The organism is Methylocystis sp. S23, assembly GCF_054106005.1.
In genome coordinates, this window is sequence record NZ_CM134185.1 from 3,107,959 (window position 1) to 3,123,910 (window position 15,952).

Below are 15,952 nucleotides of genomic sequence, written 5' to 3' on the forward strand. Positions count from 1 at the left end.
CGGAGCCTCGGCGTGTCGACAATTTCCGAGGGCGGCCCCGTCCTTCGAGACGCGAGCTTCGCTCGCCCCTCAGGATGAGGCCTATCCGCTTGGCGCAGATGCAGAAGCCCCTCATGCTGAGGAGCCTGCGCAGCAGGCGTCTCGAAGCGCGAGGGGCGCCAACACTGCCTTGCGGCGGCTCCGCGCGGCCTCCTCGGCATGGGGCGCCGTCCTGCGCGATTGGCCCGAGCGCGATGGAACCGCCTTCTTCTTGGGCGGTTGCTTGTCACCGGAGCATAAATCTGGCAACTATCATGGGCGTCGATATGTCAGTGCTGCTGACCTTTTGGCGCCGCTTGCCCGAGCAAGCCGCCTTTTTCCAAAGTGTCGCCGTCCGATGCGGGGTCTCGGGCCGAATGAGTGAGGATTGAACGGGTCTGGCGCGCCTCTTGCCTCACGGCGCGGCGGCCCGACCCGGGACGGGCGCGGACGGATGGCCGATCCGTCGGCCGATCGCAAGCCGGAGCGGGACGAGGCGCAGCGCGCTTCTATCCGCGTCGATCTTGCTCTATGCAGTTTTTTAAATCGAGGATGTGACGGGACGACGGCCGTGAAATCTGCGCCGCGCCACGTCGGGGAGACGCCGCCATGACGAAGGTCGTTGATAACGAGGCCATGCAGGAGGCTTTGGGCCGGGAGATCGCCATCGGCCGCGATCCCGCCCTTCCGGCCGCGCAAGGGTCTTACGATCCGTCGAAAGAGCACGATTCCTGCGGCGTCGGCTTCGTCGCCAACATGCATAACGAGAAGTCTCACGCCATCGTCGAGATGGGCCTGCGGATCCTTCTCAATCTCGACCATCGCGGCGCGGTGGGCGCGGACCCCAAGCTCGGCGACGGCTGCGGCATTCTCGTCCAGATCCCGCGCGACTTCTTCCAGGCGGAGTGCAAGAAGCTCGGCTTCGATCTGCCGGCGCCGGGCGAATATGGCATCGGCCAGTTCTTCATGCCGCGCGACCCGGAAGTCCGCGCCAAGGCGCGCGAGATTCTCGAAGCGCAGATGAAGGACGAGGGCGTCGTCGTTCTCGGCTGGCGCGACTTGCCCGTGGATTCGAGCGATCTCGGCGAAGCGGTGAAGGCGGTCGAGCCGCATCACATGCAGCTTTTCGTCGGCCGCGGCCCGGACGTGAAGGACGAAAGCGATTTCGAGCGCCGCGTCTATCTCGCGCGCAAGTCCGCCTCGAACGAAATTTACGCGATCGGAAATGGCGGCCGTGAATTCTACGCGGTCTCCGTCTCGACGCGCACCATCGTCTATAAGGGCATGGTGCTCGTCTCCCAGCTCGGCGAATATTTCCTCGACCTCAAGGACGAGCGCTTCGTATCGGCGATCGCGCTGGTGCATCAGCGATTCGCGACCAACACTTTTCCGTCCTGGCGCCTCGCGCATCCCTATCGCTTCGTCGCGCATAATGGCGAGATCAACACGCTGCGCGGCAATCTCAACTGGATGGCGGCGCGGCAGGCGTCCGTGTCCTCGCCGCTCTTCGGCGACAATATCAGCAAGCTCTGGCCGATCTCCTATGAGGGCCAGTCGGACACGGCCTGCTTCGACAATGCGCTCGAATTCCTGGTGCGCGGCGGCTATTCGCTGGCGCACGCCGTAATGATGCTCATTCCCGAGGCCTGGGCCGGCAATCCGCTGATGGACGAGGATCGCCGCGCCTTCTACGAGCATCACGCCGCGCTCATGGAGCCGTGGGACGGCCCCGCCGCCATGGCCTTCACCGACGGCCGCCAGATCGGCGCGACGCTTGACCGCAACGGCCTGCGCCCGGCGCGCTATCTCGTCACCGAGGATGGGCTCGTGGTGATGGCGTCAGAGATGGGCGTGCTGCCCATTCCGGAAGAGAAGATCGTCCAGAAGTGGCGTCTCCAGCCGGGCAAGATGCTGCTCGTCGATCTGGAGCAGGGCGGCATCATCTCGGATGACGAGATCAAAAAGGAGCTGGCGCTCTCCCATCCCTATAAGGAATGGCTGGCCCGCACGCAGATTCAGCTCGAAGAGCTGAAGCCCGTCGAGGCGCGCCCAGCGCGCGCCGACGTGACGCTGCTCGATCGCCAGCAGGCCTTCGGCTACACCGAGGAAGACCTTTATACGCTGATGTTCCCCATGGCCGTCACCGGCCAGGAGGCCGTCGGCTCCATGGGCACGGACACGCCCGTCTCGCCGCTCTCCGACAAGGAGAAGCTGCTCTATACTTATTTCAAGCAGAACTTCGCGCAGGTGACCAATCCGCCGATCGACCCGATCCGCGAAGAGCTGGTCATGAGCCTCGTGTCCTTCATCGGCCCGCGCCCGAACATCCTCGACCATGAGGGTTCGGCCAACAATAAGCGGCTTGAAGTGCGCCAGCCGATCCTCACCAATGAGGACCTCGAAAAGATTCGTTGGATCGGCATGGTCGAGGACAGCTTCGACACGAAGACGCTCGAAATCTCCTACGATTCAAGCAAGGGCGCCGCCGGCATGCGCGGCGCGATCGAGCGCCTGTGCCAGCGCGCCGAGGACGCGGTCAACGGCCGATACAACATCATCATCCTCTCCGACCGCATGGTGGGGCCGGACCGCATCCCGATCCCGGCGCTGCTCGCGACGGCGGCGGTGCATCACCATTTGATCCGCAAGGGTTTGCGCACGTCGGTCGGCCTCGTCGTCGAGACGGCGGAAGCGCGTGAAGTGCATCACTTCGCCTGTCTCGCGGGTTACGGCGCCGAGGCGATCAATCCCTATCTCGCCTTCGACACGCTGGAAGCGTCCGTCTCGGAGTTCCCGAAGGACGTCGACGCCGAGACGGCGGTCAAGCGTTACATCAAGGCGGTCGGCAAGGGCCTGCTGAAGGTCATGTCCAAGATGGGCATCTCGACCTATCAGTCCTATTGCGGCGCGCAGATCTTCGACGCCGTCGGCCTCGCGCAGGGCTTCGTGGACGAGTTCTTCACCGGCACGACGACGCGCGTCGAGGGCGTCGGCCTCGACGAGATCGCCAAGGAGACGGTGCGCCGCCATCGCCTCGCCTTCGGGGACGCGCCGGTCTATCGCGACGCGCTCGATGTCGGCGGCGACTACGCCTTCCGCATCCGCGGCGAGGCGCATAGCTGGACGCCGCAGACCGTCTCGCTGCTTCAGCACGCCGTGCGCGGCAACGCCCGCGACCAGTATCGCGCCTATGCGAGGACGCTGAACGAGCAGGACGAACGCCTGCTCAATCTGCGCGGCCTGTTCCGCATCAAAGGCGCCGAGGAAGACGGCCGCAAGCCGGTTCCGCTCGACGAGGTCGAGCCGGCGAGCGAGATCGTCAAGCGCTTCTCGACCGGCGCCATGTCCTTCGGCTCGATCTCGCGCGAGGCGCATACCACGCTCGCCATCGCGATGAACCGCATCGGCGGCAAGTCCAATACGGGCGAGGGCGGCGAGGAGCCGGATCGCTTCAAGCCGCTGCCCAATGGCGACACGATGCGCAGCGCGATCAAGCAGGTGGCGTCCGGCCGCTTCGGCGTGACGACGGAATATCTCGTCAATGCCGACATGATCCAGATCAAGATGGCGCAGGGCGCGAAGCCCGGCGAAGGCGGGCAGTTGCCCGGCGACAAGGTCGACGCGGTGATCGCCAAGGTGCGCCACTCGACGCCGGGCGTCGGCCTCATCTCGCCGCCGCCGCATCATGACATCTATTCGATTGAAGATCTCGCGCAGCTCATCTTCGACCTGAAGAACGTGAATCCCAAGGCGGGCGTCTCCGTGAAGCTTGTCTCCGAGGTCGGCGTCGGCACGGTCGCCGCCGGCGTCTCGAAGGGCCGCGCCGATCACGTCACCATCTCCGGCTATGACGGCGGCACGGGCGCGTCGCCGCTGACTTCCATCAAGCACGCCGGTTCGCCGTGGGAAATCGGCCTCGCCGAGACGCATCAGACCTTGGTGTTGAACGGCCTGCGCTCGCGCATCGCCGTGCAGGTCGACGGCGGCCTGCGCACCGGCCGCGACGTGGTCGTCGGCGCGCTGCTCGGCGCCGACGAGTTCGGCTTTTCCACGGCGCCGCTCATCGCCGCGGGCTGCATCATGATGCGCAAGTGCCATCTCAACACTTGCCCCGTCGGCGTCGCGACGCAGGACCCTGTGCTGCGCAAGCGCTTCGGCGGCCAGCCCGAGCATGTCATCAACTTCTTCTTCTTCGTCGCCGAGGAAGTGCGCGAGCTGATGGCGCAGATGGGCTATCGCAGCTTCGACGAGCTCGTCGGCCAGATCCAGATGCTCGACAAGACCAAGGCCATCGCGCATTGGAAGGCGCAGGGTCTCGACTTCTCGAAGCTCTTCTACAAGCCGGCGGGCGAGGGCGATGCGATCCGCCACAGCAAGTCGCAGGATCACGGCCTCGAAAAGGTGCTCGATAACAAGCTCATCGCCGAGGCGCGGCCGGCGCTCGACCGGGGCGCCAAGGTCTCGATCGAGACGCCGATCAAGAATGTGGATCGCACGACGGGCGCGATGCTCTCGGGCGAAGTCGCCCGAATCTATGGTCACGCGGGCCTGCCGGAGGATACGATCAATATTCGCGCCGTCGGCACGGCGGGCCAGAGCTTCGGCGCGTTCTTGGCGCGCGGCGTCACGCTTCAGCTCGAGGGCGAGGCGAACGACTATGTCGGCAAGGGCCTCTCGGGCGGCAAGCTGATCGTCTATCCTTCGCGCAACGCGAAGAAGATCGACCCGTCCAATTCAATCATCATCGGCAATACGGTGCTTTACGGCGCGATCGCGGGCGAGTGCTATTTCCGCGGCGTCGCGGGCGAGCGCTTCGCGGTGCGCAATTCGGGCGCCGTGGCGGTGGTCGAGGGCGTCGGCGACCATGGCTGCGAATATATGACGGGCGGCGTGGTGGTCGTGCTTGGCCAGACGGGCCGCAATTTCGCGGCCGGTATGTCGGGCGGCATCGCCTATGTGCTGGATGAGGACGACACGTTCTCGACGCGCTGCAACCTCGCAATGGTCGATCTCGAACCGGTCGGCGCCGAAGAAACGGCGATGACCGAGAAATACCACCAGTCCGGCGATCTCGAGACGCATGGCAAGGTCGACGTCATGTCGGACATGACGCGCTTCGACGCCGAGCGCCTGCGCCAGCTCATCGAGAAGCATCTGCGCTTTACGGGCTCGACCCGCGCGCGAGAGATTCTCGACGATTGGGAAGGCTATCGCGCCAGATTCCGCAAGGTCATGCCGATCGAATATCGCCGCGCGCTGACCGAAATGCAGAAGAAGGCGCAGCCCGGGCGGCTGAAGGCGGCGGGGGAGTAAGCTCGGCGAGTCATCGGGCGAATGCCGGGCGCGAGCACACCCCTCCCCTTTACGGGGAGGGTGGCCCTGCAAAGCAGGGCCGGGTGGGGTAAAGCCCCACCAACGTTATGGCGGCGCGAACCCCACCCGGCGGTCTTCGACCGCCGACCTCCCCGTAAAGGGGAGGTATTGGGCGGCTAACCGCGCGAGATCGTTGTTCGCCCGATCGCCCTGCGCCGGGCGGGACGCGCTTGACGGGGCTCGGACGAAAGCGTTTAGAACTTTTGCAAAGTCGCGCAGGCGGCATTGTCGGCGGGCTCGCTCCCGGCTGGGGGCCCGGTGCGAAAAGGTTGGGAAGCAATATGGGCAAGGTCACGGGCTTTCTCGAAATCGACCGTCAGGACCGCAAATACAAGCCGGCGGCGGATCGCATTCGTCATTACGACGAGTTCGTGATCCCGCTCTCGGAGGAAGCGACGAAAAGTCAGGCGTCGCGCTGCATGGATTGCGGCATCCCGTTCTGCCACAATGGCTGCCCGGTCAATAACCAGATCCCGGACTGGAACGACCTCGTCTATCATGGCGAGTGGAGGCGCGCGCTCGCCAATCTCCATTCCACCAACAACTTCCCGGAATTTACCGGCCGCATCTGCCCCGCGCCCTGCGAGGCCTCCTGCACGTTGAATCTCCAGGACCAGCCGGTCACCATCAAGACGATCGAGTGCGCGATCGTCGATCGCGGCTTCGCCGAGGGCTGGGTTGTCCCCGAGCCGCCGAAGCGCAAGACCGGCCGCCGCGTCGCCGTCGTCGGCTCCGGCCCGGCGGGTCTCGCCGCCGCGCAGCAGCTCGCCCGCGCGGGCCATGACGTGCATCTCTTCGAGAAGAACGCCAAGGCCGGCGGCCTGCTGCGTTACGGCATCCCCGATTTCAAGATGGAGAAGCATCTGATCGACCGCCGCGTCGCGCAGATGGAGGCCGAGGGCGTCGTCTTCCACTACAACGTCAATGTCGGGGTCGACATGAATGTGCGCGATCTCGTGGCGAGCCATGACGCGGTGATCCTCGCCGGCGGCGCCGAGCAGCCGCGCGACCTGCCGATCCCCGGCCGCGAGCTGCGCGGCGTCTATTTCGCCATGGATTTCCTGCCGCAGCAGAATCGCCGCGTCTCCGGCGAGCCGCTCAACACCAATGAGCCGATCTTCGCGACCGGCAAGCATGTGGTCGTCATCGGGGGCGGCGACACGGGCTCGGACTGTATCGGCACCTCGGTGCGCCATGGCGCGCTCTCCGTGACGCAGCTCGAGATCATGCCGGAGCCGCCGGTCAGGGAAAACAAGCTGCTCACCTGGCCGGACTGGCCGCTGAAGCTGCGCACCTCGTCGTCGCATGACGAAGCGGGCGCGCCCCGCCATTTCTCCGTGCTGACGAAGGAGTTCATCGGCAAGGACGGCGTCGTGACGGGCCTGCGCTGCGTCAAGGTCGACGGCAAGATGCAGGAGATCCCGGACAGCAGCTTCATTCTGAGGGCCGATCTCGTTCTGCTCGCCATGGGCTTCGTCTCGCCCGTCAAGGAAGGGCTTCTCGAGCAATTGGGCGTCGATCTCGACAATCGCGGCAATGTCGCGGCGGATACGCGCGCCTACAGGTCGTCGCGCGAAAAAGTATTCGCGTGCGGAGACATGCGGCGCGGACAATCGCTCGTGGTGTGGGCCATTCGCGAGGGACGCCAATGCGCCCATGCGGTCGACCTTCACCTGATGGGCGAAACAAACCTGCCAAGGTGAGGAACATGGTCAGCGACAAATTGAACCTGTGGTATTGCGACACTTTCGTCAGTCAGCCGTGGCAGTTCTTCTTTCTGCTGCTGCCGCTGGCCGGCGCCTTCCTCTATGGCCGCGAGCAGAAAAAACTCGGCTGGACGCTGATCGGGATCTGGGTCTTCATTCAGGTGACCTTCTCGGCGCTGACTAATTTCGTCTTCAACTGCAATCTCGAATAGACATCCGCCGGCTCGCTTCCCCGTCATTGCGAGCGAAGCGAAGCAATCCAGCGCCGCGATCGCCGCTCTGGATTGCTTCGTCGGCTGCGCCTCCTCGCAATGACGGCCGCGGGCGAGCGGATTAAACGGCGGCGTCGGGGCGCGCTTGTTCTCCCCGGATGGATAGGGGCTTCCGCCTGACCGCCTCGCCACGCCGCTTCGCCGTCATTGCGAGCGGAGCGAAGCAATCCAGCGCCGCGATCGCCGCTCCGGATTGCTTCGTCGGCTCGTCTCTTCGTAACGACCGAGGGCTTACAGGACCACGACCGTCGTCCCGACCTTCACGCGGCTGAAGAGGTCGGTCACGTCGTCATTCGTCATGCGGATACAGCCGGAGGAGACGGCCTGGCCGATCGTCCAGGGCTCGTTGGAGCCGTGGATGCGGAACATGGTGTCCTTGGCGCCCGAATAGAGATACATGGCGCGCGCGCCGAGCGGGTTCTCTTCGCCGCCGGCCATATGGCGCGGCAGGTCGGGACGGCGCTTCAGCATTTCCTTCGGCGGCGTCCAATCGGGCCAGGCTTCCTTTCGGCCGATATGGACGCGGCCCTTCCAGGTGAAGCCGTCGCGGCCGACGCCGATGCCGTAGCGCACCGCCCTGCCGTTCGCGAGCGAGAGATAGAGATAGCGGCCTTCGGTGTCGACGGTGATCGTGCCGGGACGTTCATTGGTCGGATCGGAAACGATCTCGCGCGTCGCGGTCGGATATTCGCGCTGCAGGCGCGTCTCGTCCTGCTGGTCGTAGGACGCCTGCTGCTGGCCGCCGTAATAGGCGCTGTAGTCCGGAGCGTCCGTAGGTGTCGCTTCCTCGAACAAAGCCAAGAAACCGCTATTTTCCGCCGAGGCGGTCGTCGAGAAGGCGCCGGCGGTCAGCGCGAAAGCGGCGGCAAGGAAAAGGCGGATTTTGAAACGAGACATTGTGCGGCTCCCAGAATTCCTCTGGGCTGGACAATGCAGAAGCGGGGCAATTGGTTCCGTGCGCTCGCGCACAATAGTCAACGCATGGCGAAATTCCACGCCGCAAAATCGCCGCGCCCGTTAAGAGCCCATCAACGGCCTCAGCGCGCCGCGGGCTTCCAGCTATAGTCGTCGGCGCGATTGGGACGCGAGGGCTGATCGCCCCCCTTGAGGAAGACATGCCGCGCGAGGGCCTGCGAATCGGGGTCGGCGGGCGTCGTCGCGGGAGCGCGCCTCGCGAGCTCCGAGGCGCCGGCCTGTCCCGTCGCGCCGGTCAAATTCTGCACGGGACCGATCGCCGGACGCTCCGGAAGGGCGGGCGCCGACGTCGTTGACGGGCTCACGGGCGAGCGGAACACGAGAGGAGCGGCGGGCGCCGGCGCGGCGGCCTGCGACGGCTCGGACTGCTTGACGTCGGCGGACGGCGCGGCGGCGGATGGCGGCTGCTCGGGAGACGCGGCGGGGTGATGGCCCTCGTAAAGCTTCTTGATCTCGCTCGCGACGAAATGCGCGACGCTCAGCGCGCCGGCGTCGGTGAGATGCACGCCGTCGGCCGTGCGCAGCTTGACGATCTGGCCGTTGACGTCGGGCCCGAAAGCGCTGAACTGCCCCTTCTCGTCGGCGAGCGCTTCCCACAGATCGACATAGACCCCGCCGTCCCGCGTCGCCCGATCCCGGAAGATGTCGTTGATCTTCGCCATATCCGCCGAGAAGCTCTCATTCTTCATGACGGGCAGGCCGACCCAGACCACCGGGATCTTCTTGTCGCGGAACGCCGCCAGGACGGCGTCGACGCGCGCCGCGTAAATGTCGCGCCAGCGCGGGGACAGGGGATCTTCGTTCTGCGCGCCCTGGCGCAAAGGCTGCCTGTCATTCGAGCCGATCATCATGACGGCGACGTCGATCTTCTGCGCGCCGCCGGCGATATCCTTGGCCGTCTTCAGCCAGTCGTAGAAATCGTCGCGCACCAGCCCGGAGCTTTCCTTGCCCTTGCGGACGACGCCGATCTCCGGCTTGTCCGCGAAGGTTTCCTCGAGGCCGCTCGCAAGCTGGATTGCAAGCGTGTCGCCCATCACCGCGACGAAATAGTTCGCGGCGATTTCGGGCGTCTTCTGCCCCGCCGCCGCTTCGCCGCTCGGCTCGCCGCGTTTGACGGCGCGCTTGGGCGCGGCGCGCGCGGCTTCTCCGCCGCGCCAATAGGTCGGCGGCCGATTCTCCTGATGCGGCATGATCCGGCGCACGCGCGACGGTCCTTCGGGCCGCGCGGCCGGCGCTCGCTTGGGACCGCCGAAGAGGCTGCCGAAGAAATCGGCGAAGGGATCCTGCGCATGGGATTCCGGCGCGGATGCGAGCAGGGCGGCAAAAGCGAGCAGCGCCGCCGCGAGCGCGCGCGCCAATGGAAACGCCTTAGCTTTGCGATCGGTCGCCATGGAGACAATATGGCGCAAGGGGGCGCCCTTCGCAAATCACAGCTTGACGCGGCCGCGGCTTTTGCGCCCAATCGGCGGCGAGTCGGAGAGGGGATTTCGCATGCGCAAATCGGCCGTTTTTGGCATGGTCAAGGTTGCTGTCGCCGCGGCCTCGGCGATTGGCGCGGCGACGGCGCTCGCGGCGCCCCGCGAGCACGATCCGCCGGCCGAATATCGCTATACGCCCTATAGCGGCGTGCTGCCGCTCTGCTCGGATCCGGGCGTGCTGAAAGAGATCGCCGACACTTTCGCCTGGCGCGAGCTCCAATACTGGAATTCCGGCCTCGCCATCGCCGATTTCGAGAGCGCTTCCGAATTTGGCTATCGCACGAACGGGTTGAGCTATATCCCGCGCCGCTATTGCCAGGCCGAGGCGGTGTTCAGCGACGGCGCGCGCCGCCGCGTCGTCTACAATATCGGCGAGGCGCTCGGCTTCATCGGCCTCGGCTCGGGCGTCACATGGTGCGTCGTGGGGCTTGACCGCAACCACGCCTTCAGTCCGAATTGCCGCGCCGCCGGGCCTTGAGCTCGGCCGCAAGGCGAAAAGGACCTTTCCATGTTTTGTAATCCGCCGAGCGCCGCCCTTCGCGCGGCCGCGATCTTTCTTGCTGTTTGTTGTTCGCCCGCGCAGGCCAAGGATGACGATTGCATTCTCGACCGCTGCGCCGATCGTTCGCCGCCCGGAGAGCGGCCCGCGCCGGAATCCAGAAGCGAGACGAAGAATGACGGCGGCTTCCGCGCCGGCGCGCCGTCCAAGGATTTCGATTTCTATGTGCTCGCCTTGAGCTGGTCGCCTGGCTTCTGCGACAGCGTCGGCGGCGCGCGCGACCAATGCGAGCCGGGCAGGGGGCTCGGTTTCGTGGTCCACGGCCTGTGGCCGCAATATGAGCATGGCTTTCCGAGCGATTGCGACGGGCCGCGCAGCCCCTCGCGCATCGCGCTCGAACGCGCCAGCGGCCTCTTCGCCGACGACCGCCTCGCCCGCTATGAATGGCGCAAGCACGGGACATGCTCGGGCAGGAGCCCGAGCGACTATTTCGCCGACGTCGCCCGCGCCCGCGAAGCCGTGGCGATTCCGGCCCCCTTCGCGAAGCCGACGCGCGACCAGACCTTCACCCCGATCGATATCGAGCGCGCCTTTTACGACGCCAATCCGCGCCTGCGGCCGGGCATGATGGCGGTCGCCTGCCGGCGCGACATGCTCGAGGAAGTGCGCATCTGCCTTTCGAAGGATCTGAGGGAGTTTCGCGCCTGTCCGGAGGTCGCGCGGCGCGGCTGCCGCCAGCGCGAGATTTCCGTCCCGGCGCCGTTGTGAGCGGGCTGTCATTTCCGCTTTCGCGGGAATGACGTGGCGTGCGAATGATGGGCCGTCATGAACTATCGCCACGGCTTCCATGCCGGCAATTTCGCCGATGTCTTCAAGCACGCGCTGCTCGCCCGCCTGCTCGTCTATCTGACGCGCAAGGAGACGCCTTTCCGCGTCGTCGACACGCATGCGGGAGAGGGCGCCTACGACCTCGCCTCGGACGAGGCCGGGCGCACGGGGGAATGGGAAGGCGGGATCGGCCGCCTCGCCGATCTCTCCGGCGCGGACGACGAGACGCGCGCGCGGCTTGCCCCCTATCTCGATTGTGTCGGCGCCTTCGACGCGGAGGGGCGGCCGGCGCTTTATCCCGGCTCCCCGCTCATCGCCGCGCGGCTGATGCGCGCGCAGGATCGCGCCATATTCTGCGAGCTTCGTCCGGACGCCTTCGAGGCGCTGCGCTATCGCTTTGGCCGCGACGCGCGGGTGAAGACGATCCATATTGACGGCTATACCGGCCTTTGCGCCTATGTGCCGCCAAAGGAGCGCCGGGGCCTCGTCCTCATCGATCCGCCCTTCGAGCGCGTCGATGAATTCGACGCAATGTTCTCGGCCTTCCTCGCCGCCTACCGGAAGTGGCCGACCGGCGTTTACGCCCTGTGGCATCCGTCGAAGGACGCGGCGGCCGAGCGTGGTTTTCTCCAAGGCTTCAAGCGTGAGGGCGTCAAGCGCGCGCTGCGGCTGTCGCTCGCGGTGGCGAGCGGCGGCGAAGGCTTGAGGCGCACCGGCCTCGTCGTCGTCAATCCGCCCTTCGTCTTCGAGGAAGAGGCGCGGGAGATACTGGCCTTCCTCGCCCCGCGGCTGGCGCAGGACGCGGGCGCGGGATTTGCGGTCGAACGGCTGACGGAGGCGTGATCGGAGGCCGGAGCGTCCGGCATGTGCGCCAGCGCGCGGCGGCGCGCTCGTCTTTCCGCCATTTTTTCAAATGTCGACAAATGCGGCTTTGCGAGGCGACCAAGGCTTAACCGCCCCTCGCGGTTTCGCCGGCGCCGGACGGCTGTTCAATATCAAACAGCCGCTAATTAGATTTATTGGGAGGTGAGGATATGAAGTCCCCCAACGGTTTCGCTTGTACGGCGCGGTTCGCGAGCCCCTTGCTGGCGGCGCTTCTTCTGGCGTCTGCGGGGATGACGGGCGCTAAAGCGGGTTTCTTCGAGGAGTTATTCGGCGACGGCGGCGAGACCCGCGCCGCCCGCAGCGCGCCGGCGCCGGTCCCCCATGCGCGACGCCGGCCGCCAGCCGGCCGCCTCTCCTATTCGATCCGCGCCAATGTCGCGCCCAAGGAGGCGCGTGACCGCCGTCAATCCGTCATTCGCAGGCCCGTCGAGGACGCGGCGGCGCATGAGAGCGACGGCGGGACGAAGCCGCAAAAGGCCGTCTTTTGCGCGGCGGGCCTTCCCGCCCGCGCCAATCCCGACAGCGCCGAGGTGCGGTTGCATGACGGCACGCTGCGCGCCGGCGACAGCATCGTCACGGCGGGAGGAATCCTTGTCTTCAAGGGCCGCGCCGCCTGTCCGCACAGCGCGGCGGATTTCGTCAGCCTCGCCCGGTCGCGATTGCCGGCGGCGAAGCGCAACGCGCTCGAATCGCTCGAACACACCGTGCAGGCGGGCCGCGCCCCGTTCGCGCTCGCCGAAAAGGCGGCCGCGCCGCGGGTGGTCAGCCAGAACAATCGATAGCGCTTTGAGGCCGCGTTGGGGGGCGTCCCCTTGCCGAATGACGGCCGTCGCCGCGTCGAAGGCGAGTGGTGGCGCCCCGGGCGGCCCCGTCCGTCATTGCGAGGAGCGTAGCGACGAAGCAATCCAGAGTCGTGATGAAGCACTGGATTGCTTCGCTCGAAATGACGACCGTCGCCGAGTCGAAGACCGGCGCCGGCTTACGAACGGCGCTCGCCGCCATTGCCGGGAGCGCTTCCCCTGCGCGACTGACGCGCTTGACCGGCGTTCAAGCTTGGCGTTAACAATGTCTGCGGCGGAGTCGAAATGACAGTCTGGATGCGGCGCAGCAAAGCAGGAACGGGCGCAAGGGGCGTTTGCGCCCTCGCCATGGCCTGTCTTTTTTTCTTGCAGGCGATCGCCGTCGCCCGCGCGGCGCCGGTTGATGCGGGCTTCGCCGGACAGCCCGTCTTTTGCGCGGCCAACGAAAGTCCCGACGGCCCGCCGGCGCCGGCGCATCATGCCCATGGCGAGCACTGCCTGATCTGCGCCGCTGCGGGCGTCGCGCAGCCGGTGCGCACGATCGTCGCGATTATGGCGGCGACGATCGAGCGTTCTGCGCCGTCGCCGCAGGAATGGCGCCAGCGGGACGAATGCCCGCCGCCCGTCTCCGGCTGGACCAGCTCCTGGTCCTCCCGAGCGCCCCCTTCTTTCTCCTGACAGCCGCGCGCGGCCCTGACGGCCGCGCATCGTCATAACCGACCGAGGCGCCGCCCTGGAGCGCGCCGCGTCAGGAGTTCCATTCATGAACATTTACCGCCCTTCGCGCGGCGTTTCCGCCTGCGCGCTCGTGGTCGCTTTGCATTCGACCGCCGCTTTCGCTCAGCAATCCCTGCCCACCATCAATGTCGGCGGCGCCCGCGCCCGCCAGCCGGGCGCCCATGGCGGTCGACCGACCGCGGCGCGTCCCGGCGCGACGACGCAGGCCAGCAATGGCGGGGAGCGGGGAGGCCAGGGAGGCTTGGTTCTCCAGCCGCCAAACGCCCAAATTCAGCTCGACGCGCCGGCGGGGTCTGCGAGTCGCCTCGGTCTGACGGTGCGCCAGACGCCGGGCTCCATCTCAATCGTCGACCGCGCCACGATCGAGGCTCGCAACGCACAGACAACCAAAGAAGCGTTGTCACGCATGCCGGGCGTGATCGCCGCCGACCCGCCGGGCTCCGCCGGCTCCGTCAGCCTGCGCGGCTTCGGTCCGACTTCGACCGTGCAGCTCTTCAACGGGATCGCGACGTATAACGACGCCATAACGGGGCGGGCGGTCGATAGCTGGCTCTATGACCGCGTCGAACTGCTCGGCGGCGCCTCCTCCTATCTCTATGGTCAGGGCGCGGTCGGCGGCGTCGTCAATTATGTCAGCAAGGTCGCGACGAGAGGCCAGGACCGCAACGAGGCGCTGCTGCAGGGCGGCATGTGGTTCAACCGCCGCGCTTCCTACGGAATGAACAAACAGATCGACGCCAATAACTGGGCGCAGTTCGATGTGAGCTATCTCGGCTCCGACGGGTGGGCGGAGAATTCGCATTTCAATTCCGGCGCCGGCAACGCCTCCTGGCTCACCGACATCACGCCGCAACTGTCGAACACCGTCGCGGTGGAGTTCCAGCACGAGGAACGCAACGCCAATTGGGGGACGCCTGTTCCGCGGCCCTATGTTGGGGCCGGCACGGTTCCTTGGACGACGGTGGGATTGCCGGTCCTGACCCTGCGCTTCGATCCCGGCGTGAGGTTCAAGAACTACAACGCCGATTCCCCGGTCTTCGACCAGCAGGTTCTCTGGGTGCGCGACATTGCGGAATACAAGCCCAGCGAGGCGTTGCAGTTCAAGAACCTCTTTTATTTCTACCGCGCGGATCGCCAATATTACAATGTCGAGGGCTATGATTACAATGCGGCCAATACGCTGCTGACGCGAAGCGCGTCATTCGCGACGCGCCATCTTCATTACGTCGTCGGCGATCGCCTGGAGGCGACGAACCAGACGACAATCTTCGGCATGGAGTCGAAGACGGTCGCCGGCGTCGAATATTCGCTGGTTCAGCAGGTCCGCAATCCGAGCTTCGAACCCGGGACGCGCGCCATCGACGTCGTGCATCCCTATTACTATTCCCCTATCAAAAAATATGAGGACAACCCCTTCGCCACGGGCTGGATCGGCGGCGCGCGCAACAAGCTCGGGGTTTTCGCGCTGTTCGCGGAGAACAGGCTGTCCATCCTGCCGAGGCTCCATCTCGTGACCGGCGCCCGCTGGGAGACGATCGCGCTGGAACGATTCAACTTCCGTCCGCCGACGCTGCCGACTCTCGCCAATCCCTATGGCGAGCCGGCTTATTTCAGCAAGGACTATCAGCCCTTCACCTGGCGCGCGGCGCTGATGTACGACGTGACGAAAGACGCCAATGTCTATGTCACCTACAGCACGGCGGCCGATCCGGCCTCGGGCACGATCCTGACCAACAATGTCAGCGGCGTGCGCAATTTCGACCTGACCACCGGCTGGCAATTGGAGGCCGGGACCAAGGCGGATTTCTGGGACGGCAAGGGCTCCGGGACGCTGGCCGGCTATTTCATCGAACGCAAGAACCTCACCACGCCCGATCCTTTGAATCCCGGCAGCGTCATTCCGGTCGGCCAACAATCCTCGAACGGAATTGAAGCCAATATCGGCATGCAGCTTCTGCCGACATTGAACCTTCAGGGCAACGCCGCCTGGATCAATCCGAAATTCGACAAATTCGAGGAAACGATCGCCGGCCGTCCCATCTCGATGGCCGGCCGGCGGCCGGTGAACATGGCGCGCTGGATCGCCAATGGCTGGATCACCTGGGATTTCATGCCCGACTGGCAGTGGATGTTCGCCGCGCGCTTCGTCGGCGACCGCTTCGCCGACACGCGCAACGCCATGCGCGTTCCCGCCTACACGACTTTCGATACGATCGTGTCCTGGCAGATTCACAAGAACGCCCGGCTCGCCGCGAGTCTCAAGAACATCGCCGACGCCAATTACATCGAATGGACGACGGGGCGGCCGCTGCTGTTCATCGGACAGCCGCGCACCTTCGAGATGTCGTTGAAGATGAGCTTCTGAGCGGAAAGGGGACGG

Annotated in this window: 11 protein-coding genes; 9 read left to right on the top strand and 2 right to left on the bottom strand. The window is 65.8% G+C overall.

Annotated elements, in window-relative coordinates:
- Nucleotides 1-627: 627 nt before the first annotated feature.
- From gltB to ACV7JP_RS15255, 3 genes are all read left to right on the top strand, one after another.
- Nucleotides 628-5,331 (top strand): glutamate synthase large subunit, encoded by a 4,704-nt coding sequence (gene gltB / locus ACV7JP_RS15245; protein ID WP_457796508.1) that lies wholly within the window; start codon nucleotides 628-630, stop codon nucleotides 5,329-5,331.
- A gap of 341 nt (nucleotides 5,332-5,672) precedes the next feature.
- Nucleotides 5,673-7,094 carry a glutamate synthase subunit beta gene (locus tag ACV7JP_RS15250; RefSeq protein ID WP_457796509.1) on the top strand — a complete coding sequence of 474 codons (1,422 nt, stop codon included), beginning with the start codon at nucleotides 5,673-5,675 and terminating at the stop codon, nucleotides 7,092-7,094.
- Between the two features lie 5 nt (nucleotides 7,095-7,099).
- The gene (locus ACV7JP_RS15255) at nucleotides 7,100-7,309 is read left to right on the top strand and encodes a hypothetical protein (protein WP_457796510.1); all 210 of its coding nucleotides are present in this window, start codon (nucleotides 7,100-7,102) and stop codon (nucleotides 7,307-7,309) included.
- Between the two features lie 291 nt (nucleotides 7,310-7,600).
- On the opposite strand, the gene ACV7JP_RS15260 is transcribed toward ACV7JP_RS15255, so the two are convergent.
- Together ACV7JP_RS15260 and ACV7JP_RS15265 are read right to left on the bottom strand one after the other, a co-directional pair.
- Nucleotides 7,601-8,266, bottom strand: a complete 666-nt coding sequence (locus ACV7JP_RS15260) for a L,D-transpeptidase (protein ID WP_457796511.1) — start codon at nucleotides 8,264-8,266, stop codon at nucleotides 7,601-7,603.
- A 140-nt stretch (nucleotides 8,267-8,406) separates the two neighbouring features.
- Entirely contained in the window at nucleotides 8,407-9,702 is a 1,296-nt protein-coding gene (locus tag ACV7JP_RS15265; RefSeq protein WP_457796512.1) for an SGNH/GDSL hydrolase family protein, read from the bottom strand.
- A gap of 133 nt (nucleotides 9,703-9,835) precedes the next feature.
- Between ACV7JP_RS15265 and ACV7JP_RS15270 the strand changes: the two genes are divergently transcribed.
- The 6 genes from ACV7JP_RS15270 (at nucleotide 9,836) to ACV7JP_RS15295 (ending at nucleotide 15,937) form a co-directional block, all read left to right on the top strand.
- Entirely contained in the window at nucleotides 9,836-10,300 is a 465-nt protein-coding gene (locus ACV7JP_RS15270) for a hypothetical protein (protein WP_457796513.1), read from the top strand.
- 30 nt (nucleotides 10,301-10,330) lie between these two features.
- Nucleotides 10,331-11,089: a ribonuclease T2 family protein gene (locus ACV7JP_RS15275; RefSeq protein ID WP_457796514.1), complete on the top strand. Its 759-nt coding sequence runs from the start codon at nucleotides 10,331-10,333 to the stop codon at nucleotides 11,087-11,089.
- 57 nt (nucleotides 11,090-11,146) lie between these two features.
- Nucleotides 11,147-11,992, top strand: coding sequence for a 23S rRNA (adenine(2030)-N(6))-methyltransferase RlmJ (locus ACV7JP_RS15280; RefSeq protein ID WP_457796515.1), 846 nt, complete (start codon nucleotides 11,147-11,149; stop codon nucleotides 11,990-11,992).
- A 191-nt stretch (nucleotides 11,993-12,183) separates the two neighbouring features.
- Complete coding sequence (locus ACV7JP_RS15285; RefSeq protein WP_457796516.1) at nucleotides 12,184-12,816, top strand: hypothetical protein; 633 nt, start codon at nucleotides 12,184-12,186, stop codon at nucleotides 12,814-12,816.
- A gap of 366 nt (nucleotides 12,817-13,182) precedes the next feature.
- Entirely contained in the window at nucleotides 13,183-13,512 is a 330-nt protein-coding gene (locus ACV7JP_RS15290) for a hypothetical protein (protein ID WP_457796517.1), read from the top strand.
- A gap of 85 nt (nucleotides 13,513-13,597) precedes the next feature.
- Nucleotides 13,598-15,937: a TonB-dependent receptor gene (locus ACV7JP_RS15295; protein ID WP_457796518.1), complete on the top strand. Its 2,340-nt coding sequence runs from the start codon at nucleotides 13,598-13,600 to the stop codon at nucleotides 15,935-15,937.
- Nucleotides 15,938-15,952: the final 15 nt, after the last annotated feature.